The following is a 14,681-nucleotide window of genomic DNA, read 5'->3' on the forward strand; positions in this document are numbered from 1 at the left end:
ATTGAGTCTTGCTTTTTGGCATGGCCCGGCGCGAGAGTGCGGGTGCATGATCTTCGCCTCCTTCGAATTCCTGTTCCTGTTCCTGCCGCTCTTCTTCGCGGCCTACACGCTGACGCCCGCCCGGGCGCGCAACGTGACCATCCTGCTGTTCTCCTGGGGTTTCTACGGCTGGTGGCGCGTCGATTTCCTGTTCCTGCTGGTCGCCGTCACGCTCTTCACCTTCCTGGTCGCGCGCGCCATGGGGCGGGTCGCGCATGACAGCCCACCCGCCGGCCGGCTCATGTGGTTCGGCATCGTCGTCAACCTCTGCGTGCTGGGCTACTTCAAATACGCCAATTTCGGCGTCGAGACCTTCAACGACCTGCTGCGCGGCATCGGCCACAACCCGGTCGGATGGTCCGAGATCGTGCTGCCCATCGGCCTGTCCTTCTACGTGCTGCAATCGGTCAGCTACCTGATCGACATCCGCCGCGGCGACATCCTGCCCAGCCGCAGCTTCCTCGACTACGCGGCCTACAAGGCGCTGTTCAGCCAGCTCATCGCCGGGCCGATCGTGCGCTATGCCGATATCGACGCCGAGCTGAAGCAGCGCCGCTACGATGTGGCGCAGTTCGGCGCGGGGGCGCGGAAATTCATGATCGGCTTCGCCATGAAGGTGGCGCTGGCCGATACGCTCTCGCCCCTGGTGGATGCCGCCTTCGCCCTGCCCCAGCCCTCCGCCGCCGACGCCTGGATCGGCGCGGTCGCCTATACGCTGCAATTGTTCTTCGACTTCGCCGGCTATTCGCTGATGGCCATCGGCCTCGGCCTGATGATCGGCTTCCATTTCCCGCGCAATTTCGACAACCCCTACCTCGCCGCCTCGATCCAGAATTTCTGGCAGCGCTGGCACATGACGCTGTCGAGCTTCCTGCGCGACTACCTCTACGTCTCGCTGGGCGGCAACCGCCGCGGTGTGCGGCGCACCTACATCAACCTCATCGCCGTCATGGCGATCGGCGGCTTCTGGCACGGCGCGAGCTGGAACTTCCTGATCTGGGGCCTGTGGCATGGCGGGCTGCTGGCGCTGCATCGCCTCTGGAGCACCCGCAACCAGCGCCGCATGGCGGAGGGCTTCCCGGGCCGGCGCGGGGAGGAACGGCGCGACGCGCTGGGCGCCCCCCTGCCCGCCACGGGCGAGCGGCGCGCGGGCGCGGACCGCCGCCGCGAGGCCGGCTGGCGCCCGCCCTGGATCCTCGCCCATGCGCTGACGCTGCTCTGCGTCATCATCGGCTGGGTGATCTTCCGCGCCGAGACCCTGGCCGGCGCCGGGTCGATGTATGGCGGCATGATCGGCCTGCACGGCCTCGCGCTCTCGGACGCCCTGGCCTGGCAGCTCACCGCCGACCGGGCCTGGACGCTGCCGCTGGCCGTTTTCTTCGTCTACCTGCCGCTGCTGCTGGAGGCGCTGAAGCGCCGCGGCCTGCTGCCGGACCCGATGCGCGCGGGTGCGGGCGCGGTGCTGGCGCGGCTGTGGTGGCTGTGCTGGCCGATGCTTGCCTTCCTGGCCGCGGTGGTGCTGCTCTACAGCCGCGCCGCCGTGCCCTTCCTGTATTTCCAGTTCTGAGGGGGCGGGCCGCATGACCTCGCCGGATGTCCTCGCCCGCCGCGACCCGGACGGGCCCGAATTCCCGGGGCGGCGGCTGGCGGAAAGGGTCTTCGGCCTCGCCACGCTGGGCTTCCTCGCGCTGGGCCTCTGGCAGGGCATCGCCGCCATCGCGACCCCCCAGGCGCAGCGCCGCCTGGCGGAGGTGATGCACCCGGACGCCTTCCTCGCCGGGCGCACCGCGGCGGCGGTGAACCATGTGATGGCGCATGACCTGCCCGCCGACCCGCTGCTGCGCGCCGCCGGGGGCGTGCTGCGCTGGAAGCTCTTCGGGGCCGGCAGCACGCAGGTGCTGCCCGGCTGCGGCGGCTGGCTCTACCTGGCGGAGGAAGTCCGCCCCTGGCCGGATGCGGAGGGCGCCATGGCGCGCCGGGCCGCGCTGGTCGCCGCCGTGGCCGAGCGGCTGGCCCGCGACGGCATCGCGCTGCGCGTCGCGGTGGTGCCGGACAAGGCGCGCATGGTGCCGGCGATGCGCTGCGGCGTGCCCTATGCCGCCCAGGCCGAGGCCCGCCTGCCCGCCTTCCAGGCCGCGCTGGCCGCGCAAGGCGTCGCGCTGGTGGACATCGCCGCGGCCTTCGGGGCAGAGGGCCCGGCGCTGTTCTACCGCACCGACACGCATTGGAACCAGGAGGGCGCGCGCCGCGCCGCCCAGGCCCTGGCCGCCGCCCTGCCCGCCGAGTTGCCGCGCGAGACCGGGTTCCGCACCGAGGCCGCGCAGGACGAGACCAACGGCCCCGGCGACCTGCTGCGGCTGATGAGCCTGGACCGCGTGCCCGATTGGCTGCGCCCCCGCCCGGACCGCGAGCGCGTGGAGATCACCAGCCCCACCGAGACGGAAGAGGCGGAATCGATCCTCGACGAGACCCCGGTGCCGGAGGTGGTGCTGATCGGCAGTTCCTTCTCGGTCAACGCCAATTTCCACGGTGCGCTGCAGCAGGCGGCGCGCGCCCCCGTGGCGAACCTCGCCCTGGCCGGGGGCGGCTTCGCCCGCGCCGCGGCGGAGTATTTCGTCTCGCCCGCCTGGCGCGAGACGCCGCCCCGCGTGGTGCTGTGGGAGATGCCCGAGCGCGTGCTGGGGCAGCCGCTCGGCTCGGATGAGCGGGCGCTGCAATCCTGGCTCGACGGGCCGCGTTAGGGTCCAAACCCGATCAGGGACGCGGTGGATGGCCGGGGGCTGGTCGGTGCCGGGCGGGAAGCGACCGACGGCGGCCAGAACCGACCAGCCGTCCGTCGCCTGATCGGGTTTGGAGCCTAGAGCAATATGCGTTCAGATGGAATCATCTGAACGCATTTCTTGCTCTAGATTCAATGATTTGCAGAGCACGATCCGTCCTCTCGGACGGATCTCGTGCTCTGGAAGTTTGAAATCTAGAGTATCTGCCGTCTGGATGAGTCCCTCTGGTCGCATCCTGCCGCAGCACGAAAGCGATCCGTCAGGAGCGATCCTGCTCTCGGGCCGAGATCTCCTGCCAGCGCGCGCGCGTGGCGGCGAGGTTGCGCGCCTTGATCGGCCCGTACCCCTTGATGCCGGCGGCGGCCTCGGCCCAGTCGCAGATCACGGCGTGGTTGGCCGGCGAGAGGCGCTTCGCGAAGCCGGCGATGGCCTCCCGATACTCCTCGATCAGCGCGCGCTCCATGCGCCGTTCCTCGGTATGCCCGAAGGGGTCGAGCACGCTGCCGCGCAGCACCTTGCCATGCCGCAGCCAGCCCATGGCGCGCAGCATCCAGGGGCCGAAGCGCCGCTTCGCGGGCAGGCCCGTATGCGGGTCGGGCTTCGAGAGCAGCGGCGGGGCGAGGTTCATCTCGATCCGCGTGGTGCCGCGGAACTGCGTGGCGAGGTGGTTCTGCCAGTCCGGCAGACTGTGCAGCCGCGCGACCTCGTATTCATCCTTGTAGGCCATCAGCCGGTAGAGCTGTGTCGCCACCGCGCGCGTCAGGCGTTCCGCGCCCGGCAGCGCGGCCTGTTCGGCGGCGCGGATCGTCGCGAGGAAATCCGTGTAGCGCCGCGCATAGCGGGCGTTCTGATAGTCGGTGAGATCGGCCGCGCAGCGCGCCATCAGCGCGTCGATGCTTTCCGCAGCCTCCGGCATCGCGTGCCGGCCCTCGATCTGCGCGCGCCGGCCGAGCGCGAAGGCGGCAAGGTTGCGTTCCACCGCCGCGCCGTTGAGCGTGATGGCGCGCTCCAGCGCCGCCGCGCTCACCGGAACCAAGCCCCGCTGGAAGGCGACGCCGAGCAGCCAGATGTTGAGGAAGATCGCGTCACCAAGTTCCGCCACCACCTCGCTTGCCGCCTCCAGCGGCAGCGTGTCGCGCGAGGCCGCGCGCAGGCTCTCCAGCATCGCCGCCGTGTCGTAGCGCGTGGTGGTGTCGCGCACGAAGAGCGCGGTGGGCGCCATCTCCACATTCACCACCGTCGCGCTGCGATGATGCGAGAGCAGCGGCCGCGCCGCGCGGCCATGCGCCACCACCAGATCCGAGGCGATCAGCAGATCCGCCTGGCCGGCGCCGATGCGCGGGCTGGCGATGCTCGCTTCCGTCGTACCGGGCTGCCCGATGCGCAGCTGCACGAAGACGCCACCCCCCTTCTGCGCGAAGCCGAGCGTATCGACGCTGCGCGAGGGCCTTCCATCCAGATGCGCCGCCATGCCGAGGATGGCGCCCACCGCCGTCACGCCCTGCCCGCCGATGCCCGCGATCAGCACGTTCCAGGCCACGCCATCGGGCGGCGTGGGCAGCACGGGATCCGGCAGCGCGCCCTCAACAACCGGCGTTTCGGGCCGCGCCGGTTCCGCGCCCAGCAGCGTGACGAAGGACGGGCAGAAACCCTGCACGCAGCTGAGGTCCTGGTTGCAGGCGGATTGGTCGATGCGGCGCTTGCGGCCCCACGGCGTCTCGAGCGGTTCCACCGCGATGCAGTTCGAGACGCGCGAGCATTCGCCGCAATCCTCGCAGACGCGGGGATTGATCACCGCGCGCCGCTCGGCCTTCTGCGCCGTGCCCCGCTTGCGCTTGCGGCGGCGTTCGGTGGCGCATTCCTGGTCGTAGATCAGGCCGGTGACACCTTTTTGCTCGCGCAATTCGCGCTGCACGGAATCGAGTGCGCTGCGATGATGAAACGTCACACCCGAAGGCATCTCGGGATCGCCGCGATGCCGGTCCGGATCATCGGCGACGATGGCGATGCGCTCCACGCCCTCGGCGCGCAGCTGGGCCGCGATGCGCGGCACCGTCATGCTGCCTTCGACATGCTGGCCGCCGGTCATCGCGACCGCAGAATTGACCAGCAGCTTGTAGGTCATGTTGGCCCGCGCCTCGACCGCCGCGCGCAGCGCGAGCGAGCCGGAATGCGCCCAGGTGCCATCCCCGATATTGGCGAAGATATGCGCCTCCTCGGTGAAGTGCATCAGGCCGAGCCAGGGCGCGCCCTCACCGCCCATCTGGGTGAAGGGGAGCGATTCGCGCTCCGGCATCTTCGTCACCAGCCAGTGGCAGCCGATGCCCGCCAGTGCGCGCGAGCCCTCGGGCAGGCGGGTCGAGGTGTTGTGCGGGCAGCCCGGGCAGAAGAAGGGCCCGCGCTCAGCGAGCGGCGTGGTGGCCGCCTGTTCCAGGGCCGCGATCTCGGCGAGGCGCGCCTGCAGGCGCTCCGTGTGCAGGCCCTCGGGCAGGAAGCGCGCGAGCGCGCGGGTGATCTCGGCGGCGTCGAGTTCGGTGAGTTCGGAGAGCAGCGGCGCGCCCATGCCATCGCGCTTGCCCTGGAGGCGCGGGCGGTCGGGCAGGGCGTAGAGCGCATCGCGCAGCTGGGTCTCGAGGAAGGCGCGGCGATCCTCGATCACCAGCACATCCTCCAGGCCCCGGGCGAAGTGGCGCGCGCCCTCGGCATCCAGCGGCCAGGCCAGCCCCACCTTCCAGATGCGCAGACCGTGGTCGCGCGCCATCTCCGGCGTGATGCCGCAATCGGCGAGCACCTGGCGCAGGCTCGCGAAGGCCTTGCCGCGCACCGCGATGCCGAGCCGCGCGCGGGCGGAATCGACGATCATCCGGTCGAAGCCGTTGGCGCGGGCAAAGGCCTGGGCGGCGGGCAGCTTGAACAGGCGCAGCCGGCGTTCCTGCGCCTGCGCCGTATCCGGCACGCGGAGCGCGAAGCCATCGGGCGGGATCGCCACATCCTCGGGAATCGTGGTGGCGTAGCGGGCGGCGTCCACTTGCAGCGTGGCCGCCGCATCCATCGTCTCCGCCACGCATTTGATGCCGACCCAGACACCGGCGAAGCGCGACAGCGCGATGGCCTTCACGCCGAATTCCAGCACCTCCGCCACCTCGGCGGGGTCGAGCATGGGCATCTCGACATCGGCGAAACTGTATTCGCAGCCCGAGGTGACGGTGGAGGATTTCGCCGCCGGATCGTCGCCGGCCAGCGCGATCACGCCCCCCTTCGGCGCCGTGCCGGCGGCATTCGCATGGCGCAGCACGTCGCCGCTGCGGTCCACGCCGGGGCCCTTGCCGTACCAGATGCCGAAGACACCCTCGGCGGTCGCGCCGGGCGAGAGATGAAGCTGCTGCGTGCCCCAGATTGAGGTCGCGGCGAGGTCCTCGTTCAGCCCGGGGCGGAAGACGATGTTCTGGGCGGTGAGGCGCGCCTGCTGCTTCTCCAGCTCCTTGTCGTAGCCGCCGAGCGGCGAGCCGCGATAGCCGCTGATGAAGCCGCCGGTCTTCCACCCCAGCGCGGCATCGAGCTGCCGGCGCAGCAGGGGCAGCCGCACCAGCGCCTGGATGCCGGTGAGCACCACGGGCTCGCCCGCCGCGTCCCAGCGGTCTTCCAGCGTCGCGCCCGGCCTTTGCAGGCTGCCCATCGGCTTGCTCCCCTCATCCTCCCTTGACCTTGGGGAGGATGCGGGGCGCTGCCAAGGGGGGAGGGATCAGTGCTTCGCGGCGTCGGCCGCGTCGAAATGCGACTTCACGAGGAAGAAGGCGAAGCCGACGCCGAAGGCGAAGAGCGCCATGCCGAAGAGCGACAGCGCGGTCTGCGCCGCCGCCGCCACGGCGAAGAGGCCGACCAGCGCGACGACGGCCGAGAGCACCAGGAAATAGATCATGGCTTTTGGTCCTTGCGAGAGGGAAGGGTGTCCCGCGTCGCGCGCGGGATGTCGTCGCGCGCCGCGCGCGGGATATCGTCGAACAGGATCCTGGAGGCGGCGCCGTCCAGATCCTCGTATTGCCGGTGGCGCAGCGTCCAGAGAAAGGCGGCGAGGCCCATCAACCCGAGCGCCAGCGCGGCCGGCACCAGCAGCAGCAGCACGTTCATGGCGTGGTCTCCTTGCCGGCCCGCAACGCGTTGAGGATGACGATGATGGAACTGCTGGCCATCACCACCGCCGCGATCAGCGGCGTGACGAAGCCCAGCACCGCCATCGGCACCGCCACCACATTGTAGGCGAGGCTGAACAAGATGTTCTGCCGCGCCAAGGCCTGGGCGCGGCGCGCGACGCGGATCGCGACGGGCAGGGCGGACAGGCCCTCCCCGCGCAGCACGATGTCGGCCGCGGCCTGCGCCACATCCGTCCCCGTCGCCGGCGCCGCGGAGACATGGGCGAGTGCGAGCGCGGCAGCGTCGTTGATGCCATCGCCCACCATCAGCGTGCGCCGGCCTTCGGCGCGCAGCGTCTCGATGCGGTGCGCCTTGTCGGCCGGCGTCGCGCGGGCCTGCCAGGGGCCGATGCCGGTGGCGGCGGCCGCGGCCTCCACCACCCCCGCGCCGTCGCCGGAAAGCAGCTCGGTCTCCAGCCCCAGCTCCTGCAGCGCGCGCACCGCCTCGCCGGCATCGCCACGCAGCCGGTCGCTGAAATGGAAGCTGGTGATGGGCCCGCCGGGGCGGCCGAAATGCAGCGCCATGCCGGAATCGATCTCCGGCGGCAGGCCGAGGAAGGCGGCGCTGCCCAGCCGCTTCTCGCCCCAGGCGAGGCCCTGTCCGGGGAATTCCTGCACGCCCTCGGGCGCGGGCGCGTCGGGGCAGGCGCGCAGCAGGGCCTGGGCCAGCGGATGACGGCTGGCCCGCGCCAGCCCCGCCGCCTCGCGCAGCACCGCCGGGTCCTGGTCCTCGGGGATGAATTCGGGCCGGCCCTCGCTCAGCGTGCCGGTCTTGTCGAGCACGGCATGGTCGGCGCTCGCCAGGCGCTCCAGCGCGGTGGGGGAGGCGACGAGCACGCCGCGGCGGAACAGCGCGCCGACGGCGGCGACCTGCACCGCCGGCACCGCGATGGCGAGCCCGCACGGACAGGTGACGATCAGCGTGGCCACGGCGGGCACCAGCGCGGCCTGCCAGCTCTCGCCCACCAGCAGCCACCAGCCGAGGAAGGTGGCCAGCGCCACCACATGCACCACCGGCACATAGAGCCGCGCCGCGCGGTCCGCGACGGCGACATAGCGCCCGCGCCCCTGCTCGGCGCGTTCCAGCAGCCGCGCCAGCGCGGCGAGCGAGCCGTCGCGCAGCGCCGCCCCCACGCTCAGCACGAAGGGCGCGCCCATGTTCACCGCCCCCGCCGGCAGCGCCGCGCCGGGCGCGAGTTCGCGCGGCAGGCTTTCGCCGGTGGTGGCGGAGGTATCGAGCAGCACGGCCTGCGCCGCGCTGCCATCCAGGCGCAGCCGCTCCCCGGCCGCGACCAGCACGCGGTCGCCGGCGCGGATGTTCTCGGCCGGCACGGCGCGGGTGGAGCCATCCGCCAGCAGCAGCTCGACCGTGCCATCCTGCAGCGCCAGCAGCTCGGCCACCGCCTGGCGGGCGCGGGCGCGCATGCGGCGATCCAGCACGCGCCCGGCGAGCAGCAGCGCGAGCAGGGCCGTTGCGCCATCGAACCAGGTATAGGGGCCGTTGCGCAGCACCTCGCTGACCGACATCAGCGTGGTGGCGATGACGCCGAGCGAGACGGCCATGTCCATGTTCACGCGGCCCGCGCGCAGGGCATCCCAGGCCGAGCGGTAGAAGGGCATGCCGGCGACGAGCACGGTGGGCAGGCCGATCAGGGCCGCCAGCCAATGCATCAGCGCGCGCGTGTGCTCGCCCATGTCGAGCCCGGCCCAGACGGGCACGGAGACGAGCATGACGTTCATCGCCCCGAAGGCGGCGATGCCGAGCGCGCGGATCAGTGCGCGGCCTTCGGCATCCTCGGTGGCGCGCAGGCAGGCGGGCGACCAGGGGGCGACGCGGAAGCCGAGCCGCGCGACCAGCCCCGCGAGGTCGCGCGCCCGTTCGGCCTCGCCCCGCCAGGTGATGGTCAGCCGCCGCGTGGTCAGACCCGCCCGGGCGCGCAGCACGTCGGGCTCGGCCGCGAGCGCCTGCTCGACCAGCCAGACGCAGGCGCCGCAGGTCAGCCCGCCGACGATCAGCTCCAGGCTCATCGTGCCGTCGCGCCCCTTCTGGGCGAGGCCGGCGAAATCCACCGCCGGCGGCGCCTCGGGCGGGCGCAGCGTGCCGGAGGCGGTCTCCTGCCGCTGGTAGAAGGCGTTGAGGCCAAGGCCGCGCACCAGCGCATAGGCGGCGCCGCAGCCCTGGCAGCAGAACTCGCCCTGGCCGGGGGCGAGCTTCGCGCCGCAATGCGCGCAGGCACGGCGCGACAGCCCCGCCTGGCCGGGTGCGAAGCCCTCCGGCGCGGCGAGGGTGGTCACGGCGCCATGACCCGCTGGCGGATGTCGAAGCTCTCCCCGCCCGGGCCGATCAGCGTCAGCCGTGCTTCCCACTGGCCGGGCTGGCCGGGGGTGACGGCGGCGAGGAAGCGGCCGGGGCCGAGGGCGGCGAAATCAAGCGGCAGCGCCGTGCGCTCCAGCGGGCGCTGCAGCACGCCTTCCAGGCGGCCCGCCACGGGCAGGCCCTCGCGGTCGCGCACCGCGACATCCAGCGCGCCCTCCCGCAGGGAGACCTGGGCGGACCAGCCCAGCGCCTCCTGCCGCGCGGCGGCGGCGAGCACGTTGTTGTAGCTCCGCCCGCGATCATAGGACTGGCCGACGGTGACGCCGGTGAAGGTGGAGAGCGCGGCGAAGACCAGCCCGGCATTCACCACCACGACAAGGCCCATGCCGCCGACGAAGACCCAGGGAATCCACTTGCTGCGGTTCGGATCAACGGCGGACATCGTGACGTTCCTCGCGCTCGGGGCCCAGGAAGACGCTGCGTTCGCTGACCAGCACGCGGCCCCGCGCATCGGTCAGGCGGAAGGTGACTTGTGTCGATTCACGGCTGCGGCTGCCCGCCGGCAGCGTGACCAGCGCGCGCCATTGCGTGATGCCATCGGCGCGGGTGGTGACGCGGAAGGCATTCGGCCCGGCGGGCTCGGCCTCCTGCACCACAAGCTGCAGCGGGGCGGCGGCGTGCAGGCTCAGGGTCAGCGAATTGGTGCTGCGCAGCTTGTTGGCGATCTTCAGCGTGAAGCCGTTGCGCACGCCGCCATCCGAAAGCGTGACATAGAGCGGCGCGCGGTCGCGGATCACGGCCAGCGTCGTGGTCTCGCGCAGCAGCCAGGCGCCGGCCATCACGGCCAGCACCGCGCCCAGCATCGCGCTGTAGAGGATGGTGCGCGGGCGGATGAATTTCGGCACGTGGCGCGCCTGCATGCCGCAGGCGTCGCGCGCCGGGCCGGGGGGCATGGCCCGCGTGGCGGCGGTGGAGGTGGCGATGTTGGCCAGCGTCTCGAAGGCGATCAGCCCCGTCGGGCGGCCGATCTTCTTCATCACGTCGTCGCAGGCATCGATGCACAGGCCGCAGCCGATGCATTCCAGCTGCTGGCCGTCGCGGATGTCGATGCCGGTGGGGCAGACATGCACGCAGGCCCCGCAATCGATGCAATCGCCGCTGCCTTCGGATTTCAGCTTGCCGCGCGGCTCGCCGCGCCAGTCGCGATAGGAGACGACGAGGGAATTCTCATCCAGCATCGCCGCCTGGAAGCGCGGCCAGGGGCACATGTAGGTGCAGACCTGCTCGCGCGCCCAGCCGGCCAGCAGATAGGTGGTGCCGGTGAAGAGCGCGAAGAAGAAATAGGTCTCGAGGCTCGCGCCGCCGGTCAGCAACTCCACGGTGACGGTGGGCGCATCCTGGAAATACATGATCCACGCACCGCCCGTGGCCATGGCGATGGCCAGCCAGGCGGCGTGCGTCAGCCCCTTCTTGCGGAGCTTCTCCGCCGACCAGGGCGCGCGGTCGAGCCGCATGCGTTCGTTGCGGTCGCCCTGGATGCGGCGTTCCACCCACATGAACAGGTCCGTCCAGACCGTCTGCGGGCAGGCGAAGCCGCACCAGACGCGGCCGAAGAGCGAGGTGGCGGCGAAGAGGCCGATGGCGCCGAGCACCAGCAGCCCGGTGAGGAAATAGACCTCCTGCGGCCAGATCTCGAAGAAGAAGAAGAACAGGCGGCCATTGGTGATGTCCACCAGCACCGCCTGGCTCGGCGCCTCGGGCCCGCGATCCCAGCGGATCCAGGGCACGAGGTAGTAGAGCGCGAGACAGAGGATGAGCACCGCCCATTTCGCCCGACGGACCGTGCCGGCGACGGCCCTGGGATAGACCTTCACCCGGTCGGCATAGAGCGAGGGCGGCGCGGGGGGAACGCCGGCCGGTCGCATCTGATCGGGCTTCTGGACGGTGCTCATGGGCTCAGTTCTCGCCGCCACCCAGCGCGTGGACGTAGACGGTCAGCATGTTCACCACCGCCGCATCCAGGCGCGGGCCCCAGGCGGGCATCACGTTCATCTGCGGGTTGGCGATGTAGCGCGCGATCGCCGCCTTGTCGGCGCCGAACAGCCAGACCTGGTCGGACAGCCGCGGCGCGCCGACATCGCGGTTGCCCTCGCCGCGCTCGCCATGGCAGGCGGCGCAGTTCTCGGCATACAGCGTCTCACCCCGGCCGCGCGCGGCCGCATCCGTCGAGCGGTTGGCGAGGCCGAGCACGTATTCGGCCACGTCGTTCACCTGCGGTGCGGTCAGCACGCCATCCGCCACGAAGCGCGGCATCACGCTGGCGCGTTCCTCATCGCTTTCGCCGGCGCGCACGCCGTGCAGGATGGTGTGGCGGATCGCGTCATGCGTGCCGCCCCAGATCCAGTCATCGTCGGCGAGCGAGGGGAAGCCGCCCACCGCGCCCTGGCCGCCCGCGCCGTGGCAGGCGGCGCAGTTGTTGGCGAAGGCGATGCGCCCGCCCGCCATGGCGAAGCTGCGCAGCTCGGGGTTGGCGGCGATCTCGGCCGGGCTGGCGGCGCGGATGCGCGCCATCATCGGCTCGCGCGCCGTCTGCTGCGCGCGCAGATCCTCGACGATCGCCTCGCGCGCCACCCAGCCGGTGATGCCGGTGGCGCCGCGGATCGGCACCGCGGGGTAGAACAGCACATAGACGGCGCTGAAGGCGATGCAGGCGTAGAGGACATACAGCCACCATTTCGGCAGCGGCGTGTTCAGCTCCTTCAATCCGTCCCATTCATGGCCGGTGGTGTCGGTGCCCGTCAGGGCGTCCTTCTCGATCTTGGTGGGCATCTTGTGCCTCTCCTCAGGACGGGTGGCGGGCGGGGCGGGGGGTATCGTCGTCGCGCAGCGGAATATCGCCCGCGCGCTCGTAGGCACCCCGCCGGCGCGGCGCCATGACGTAGATCAGGATCCCGATGAACAACACGAAGAACCACACCACCCAGAGGGTGGAGAAGATCGGCTGCAGGTCGAGCAGACTCATGTTCCGTCTCCTCTCACTGCTGCCGGAGCTGGTCGGGGGTCACGTCGCGGAACTGCACGAGCGTGCCGAGCATCTGCAGATAGGCGACCAGCGCATCCATCTCGGTCAGCACCCGCGGGTTGCCGTCGAAGGCGCGTTGCGCGGCGCGGGCATAGCGCGACTGGAAGCCGGTGGCGTCCGCATCCGGATTGGCCTGCGCCTCGAGATCGGCGCGGGCATTGGCGATCATCTCATCCGAATAGGGCACGCCCACCGCACGCTGCGCGCGCAGCCGCTGCGCGACATCAGAGGTATCGAGCGGCCGGTCGAGGAAGGCGTAGGGCGGCATGATGCTGTCCGGCACCACCGAGCGCGGGCTGCGCAGATGCGCCGCCTGCCACTGGTCCGAATAGCGCCCGCCGACGCGCGCGAGGTCCGGCCCCGTGCGCTTCGATCCCCACTGGAAGGGGTGGTCGTACATGCTCTCCGCCGCCAGGCTGAAATGGCCATAGCGCTCGGCCTCGTCGCGGAAGGGGCGGATCATCTGGCTGTGGCAGGTGTAGCAGCCCTCGCGGATGTAGATGTCGCGCCCGGCGAGTTCGAGCGGCGTGTAGGGGCGGATGCCCTGCACGCGCTCGATCGTGCTCTCCACGGTGAAGAGCGGGACGATCTGCGCCAGGCCGCCGATCGAGACGGTGATGAGGGTGAGCACCGCCATCAGGACGACGTTCTTCTCGATCAGCGCGTGCTTGCTGAACCAGTTCATGTCCGGGGCTCCCTTATTCGGCCGGAGCCGGGACAGGGCCGGCATAGGAGGCGGCCGGCACGGCGGCCGGTTCCTCCTGCTCGCCGCGCGTCACGGTCATCCAGAGGTTGTAGACCATGATCAGCGCGCCCGAGAGGTACATCAGCCCGCCGAGCACGCGGATGACGTAGTAGGGGTGCATCGCCGCCACGGTCTCGATGAAGGCGTATTGCAGGAAGCCGTTCTCGTCATAGGCGCGCCACATCAGGCCCTGCAGGATGCCCGACACCCACATCGCGGTGATGTAGAGGACGATGCCCAGGGTCGCGACCCAGAAGTGCCAGGAGATCAGCTTCTCGGAATACATGCCGCGCTTGCCCCAGAGCTTGGGGAACAGCCAGTAGAGCGCGCCGAAGGTGACGAAGCCGACCCAGCCCATCGCGCCCGAATGCACATGGCCGATGGTCCAGTCGGTGTAGTGGCTGAGCGCGTTGACCGCCTTGATGGACATCACCGGCCCTTCGAAGGTGGACATGCCGTAGAAGCCCACCGCGGTGACCGAGAAGCGCAGACCGGGGTTCGTGCGCAGCTTGTCCCACGCGCCGGAGAGCGTCATCACGCCGTTGATCATGCCGCCCCAGCTGGGCATCCAGAGCATGATCGAGAACACCATGCCCAGCGTCTGCGCCCAGTCGGGCAGTGCGGTGTAGTGCAGGTGGTGCGGGCCGGCCCAGATGTAGAGGAAGATCAGCGACCAGAAGTGCACGATCGACAGCCGGTAGGAATAGACCGGGCGCTCGGCCTGCTTGGGGATGAAGTAGTACATCATCCCCAGGAAGCCCGCGGTCAGGAAGAAGCCCACCGCGTTGTGGCCGTACCACCACTGGATCATCGCATCCTGCACGCCCGAAGCGAGGCCGTAGGACTTCGAATGCCCCATCGTCACCGGCAGGGCCAGGTTGTTGACGATGTGCAGCATCGCGACGGTGATGATGAAGGCCAGGAAGAACCAGTTCGCCACGTAGATGTGGGGTTCCTCGCGCTTCATGATCGTGCCCGCGAAGGCGACCAGGTAGTGCACCCACACGATGGTCAGCCACAGGTCTACATACCATTCGGGCTCGGCATATTCCTTGCCCTGCGTCACGCCGAAGACGTAGCCCAGCGCGGCCGTGACGATGACGAACTGGTAGCCCGCGAAGAGGAACCAGCCCATCGGCTCGCCGCCGAACAGCCGCGCGCGGCAGGTGCGCTGCACGACATAGAGGCTGGTGCAGAACAGCGCATTGCCGCCGAAGGCGAAGATCACGGCGGAGGTGTGGACCGGGCGCAGCCGCCCGAAGGTCGTCCATTCCAGGTCGAGGTTCAGCAGCGGCCAGGCCAGCTGTGAGGCGATGACGACGCCGAGCAGGAAGCCGGCCACGCCCCAGAACATGGTCGCGATCGCGAAGGCGCGGATCGGCCCCTCCACATAGGGCTCGACCCGATGGAGGGAGGCCGATGCGGCGCCCTCCATCGCGGAGCCTGTTGCAACTGCGGTTGCCGCCATCTGGCACCTCTCCCCAACCCTGGTTCCCCGGGCCGACCCCGGGACGCACCCATGACAGGG

At 70.7% G+C, this 14,681-nt stretch carries 12 protein-coding genes; 2 read left to right on the plus strand and 10 right to left on the minus strand.

Going from position 1 to position 14,681, the window contains the following annotated elements:
- Positions 1-46 precede the first annotated feature (46 nt).
- The gene (locus AC2D9U_RS07125; protein ID WP_484747674.1) at positions 47-1,606 is read left to right on the plus strand and encodes an MBOAT family O-acyltransferase; all 1,560 of its coding nucleotides are present in this window, start codon (positions 47-49) and stop codon (positions 1,604-1,606) included.
- Between the two features lie 13 nt (positions 1,607-1,619).
- On the plus strand, positions 1,620-2,780 hold the full coding sequence (locus AC2D9U_RS07130) for an alginate O-acetyltransferase AlgX-related protein (protein WP_484747676.1): 1,161 nt from the start codon (positions 1,620-1,622) through the stop codon (positions 2,778-2,780).
- 298 nt (positions 2,781-3,078) lie between these two features.
- Here AC2D9U_RS07130 and AC2D9U_RS07135 read toward each other — a convergent pair whose 3' ends face one another.
- The 10 genes from AC2D9U_RS07135 to ccoN all read right to left on the minus strand — a co-directional run bounded on the left by AC2D9U_RS07135 (position 3,079) and on the right by ccoN (position 14,621).
- A complete protein-coding gene (locus AC2D9U_RS07135) occupies positions 3,079-6,495 on the minus strand; it encodes an indolepyruvate ferredoxin oxidoreductase family protein (RefSeq protein ID WP_484747677.1) in 3,417 nt (1,138 codons plus the stop codon).
- 66 nt (positions 6,496-6,561) lie between these two features.
- Positions 6,562-6,738 (minus strand): hypothetical protein, encoded by a 177-nt coding sequence (locus AC2D9U_RS07140; RefSeq protein ID WP_484747679.1) that lies wholly within the window; start codon positions 6,736-6,738, stop codon positions 6,562-6,564.
- A complete protein-coding gene (ccoS, locus tag AC2D9U_RS07145; protein ID WP_484747680.1) occupies positions 6,735-6,947 on the minus strand; it encodes a cbb3-type cytochrome oxidase assembly protein CcoS in 213 nt (70 codons plus the stop codon). Before ccoS ends, AC2D9U_RS07140 begins: the two co-directional genes overlap by 4 nt.
- Complete coding sequence (locus AC2D9U_RS07150) at positions 6,944-9,304, minus strand: heavy metal translocating P-type ATPase (protein WP_484747682.1); 2,361 nt, start codon at positions 9,302-9,304, stop codon at positions 6,944-6,946. Before AC2D9U_RS07150 ends, ccoS begins: the two co-directional genes overlap by 4 nt.
- Positions 9,301-9,768 carry a FixH family protein gene (locus tag AC2D9U_RS07155; protein WP_484747683.1) on the minus strand — a complete coding sequence of 156 codons (468 nt, stop codon included), beginning with the start codon at positions 9,766-9,768 and terminating at the stop codon, positions 9,301-9,303. The genes AC2D9U_RS07150 and AC2D9U_RS07155 overlap by 4 nt, the downstream gene beginning before the upstream one ends.
- A complete protein-coding gene (ccoG, locus tag AC2D9U_RS07160) occupies positions 9,755-11,278 on the minus strand; it encodes a cytochrome c oxidase accessory protein CcoG (RefSeq protein WP_484747684.1) in 1,524 nt (507 codons plus the stop codon). Before ccoG ends, AC2D9U_RS07155 begins: the two co-directional genes overlap by 14 nt.
- 4 nt (positions 11,279-11,282) lie before the next feature.
- Positions 11,283-12,155, minus strand: a complete 873-nt coding sequence (gene ccoP, locus AC2D9U_RS07165; protein ID WP_484747685.1) for a cytochrome-c oxidase, cbb3-type subunit III — start codon at positions 12,153-12,155, stop codon at positions 11,283-11,285.
- Between the two features lie 13 nt (positions 12,156-12,168).
- Positions 12,169-12,348, minus strand: coding sequence for a cbb3-type cytochrome oxidase subunit 3 (locus AC2D9U_RS07170; protein ID WP_484747687.1), 180 nt, complete (start codon positions 12,346-12,348; stop codon positions 12,169-12,171).
- A 13-nt stretch (positions 12,349-12,361) separates the two neighbouring features.
- Positions 12,362-13,093, minus strand: a complete 732-nt coding sequence (gene ccoO / locus AC2D9U_RS07175; protein WP_484747689.1) for a cytochrome-c oxidase, cbb3-type subunit II — start codon at positions 13,091-13,093, stop codon at positions 12,362-12,364.
- Between the two features lie 13 nt (positions 13,094-13,106).
- The gene (ccoN, locus tag AC2D9U_RS07180; protein WP_484747690.1) at positions 13,107-14,621 is read right to left on the minus strand and encodes a cytochrome-c oxidase, cbb3-type subunit I; all 1,515 of its coding nucleotides are present in this window, start codon (positions 14,619-14,621) and stop codon (positions 13,107-13,109) included.
- Positions 14,622-14,681: the final 60 nt, after the last annotated feature.

This window comes from Roseomonas sp. TF40 (assembly GCF_057219975.1).

What these genes read in the sequence shown, in the direction of transcription:
- AC2D9U_RS07140 (WP_484747679.1), bottom strand. Translation starts at nt 6,738, where the DNA reads ATGATCTATTTCCTGGTGCTCTCGGCCGTCGTCGCGCTGGTCGGCCTC.
- AC2D9U_RS07170 (WP_484747687.1), bottom strand. Translation starts at nt 12,348, where the DNA reads ATGAGTCTGCTCGACCTGCAGCCGATCTTCTCCACCCTCTGGGTGGTG.
- AC2D9U_RS07125 (WP_484747674.1), top strand. Translation starts at nt 47, where the DNA reads ATGATCTTCGCCTCCTTCGAATTCCTGTTCCTGTTCCTGCCGCTCTTC.
- AC2D9U_RS07130 (WP_484747676.1), top strand. Translation starts at nt 1,620, where the DNA reads ATGACCTCGCCGGATGTCCTCGCCCGCCGCGACCCGGACGGGCCCGAA.
- AC2D9U_RS07135 (WP_484747677.1), bottom strand. Translation starts at nt 6,495, where the DNA reads ATGGGCAGCCTGCAAAGGCCGGGCGCGACGCTGGAAGACCGCTGGGAC.
- ccoS (WP_484747680.1), bottom strand. Translation starts at nt 6,947, where the DNA reads ATGAACGTGCTGCTGCTGCTGGTGCCGGCCGCGCTGGCGCTCGGGTTG.
- AC2D9U_RS07155 (WP_484747683.1), bottom strand. Translation starts at nt 9,768, where the DNA reads ATGTCCGCCGTTGATCCGAACCGCAGCAAGTGGATTCCCTGGGTCTTC.
- ccoG (WP_484747684.1), bottom strand. Translation starts at nt 11,278, where the DNA reads ATGAGCACCGTCCAGAAGCCCGATCAGATGCGACCGGCCGGCGTTCCC.
- ccoP (WP_484747685.1), bottom strand. Translation starts at nt 12,155, where the DNA reads ATGCCCACCAAGATCGAGAAGGACGCCCTGACGGGCACCGACACCACC.
- ccoO (WP_484747689.1), bottom strand. Translation starts at nt 13,093, where the DNA reads ATGAACTGGTTCAGCAAGCACGCGCTGATCGAGAAGAACGTCGTCCTG.
- ccoN (WP_484747690.1), bottom strand. Translation starts at nt 14,621, where the DNA reads ATGGCGGCAACCGCAGTTGCAACAGGCTCCGCGATGGAGGGCGCCGCA.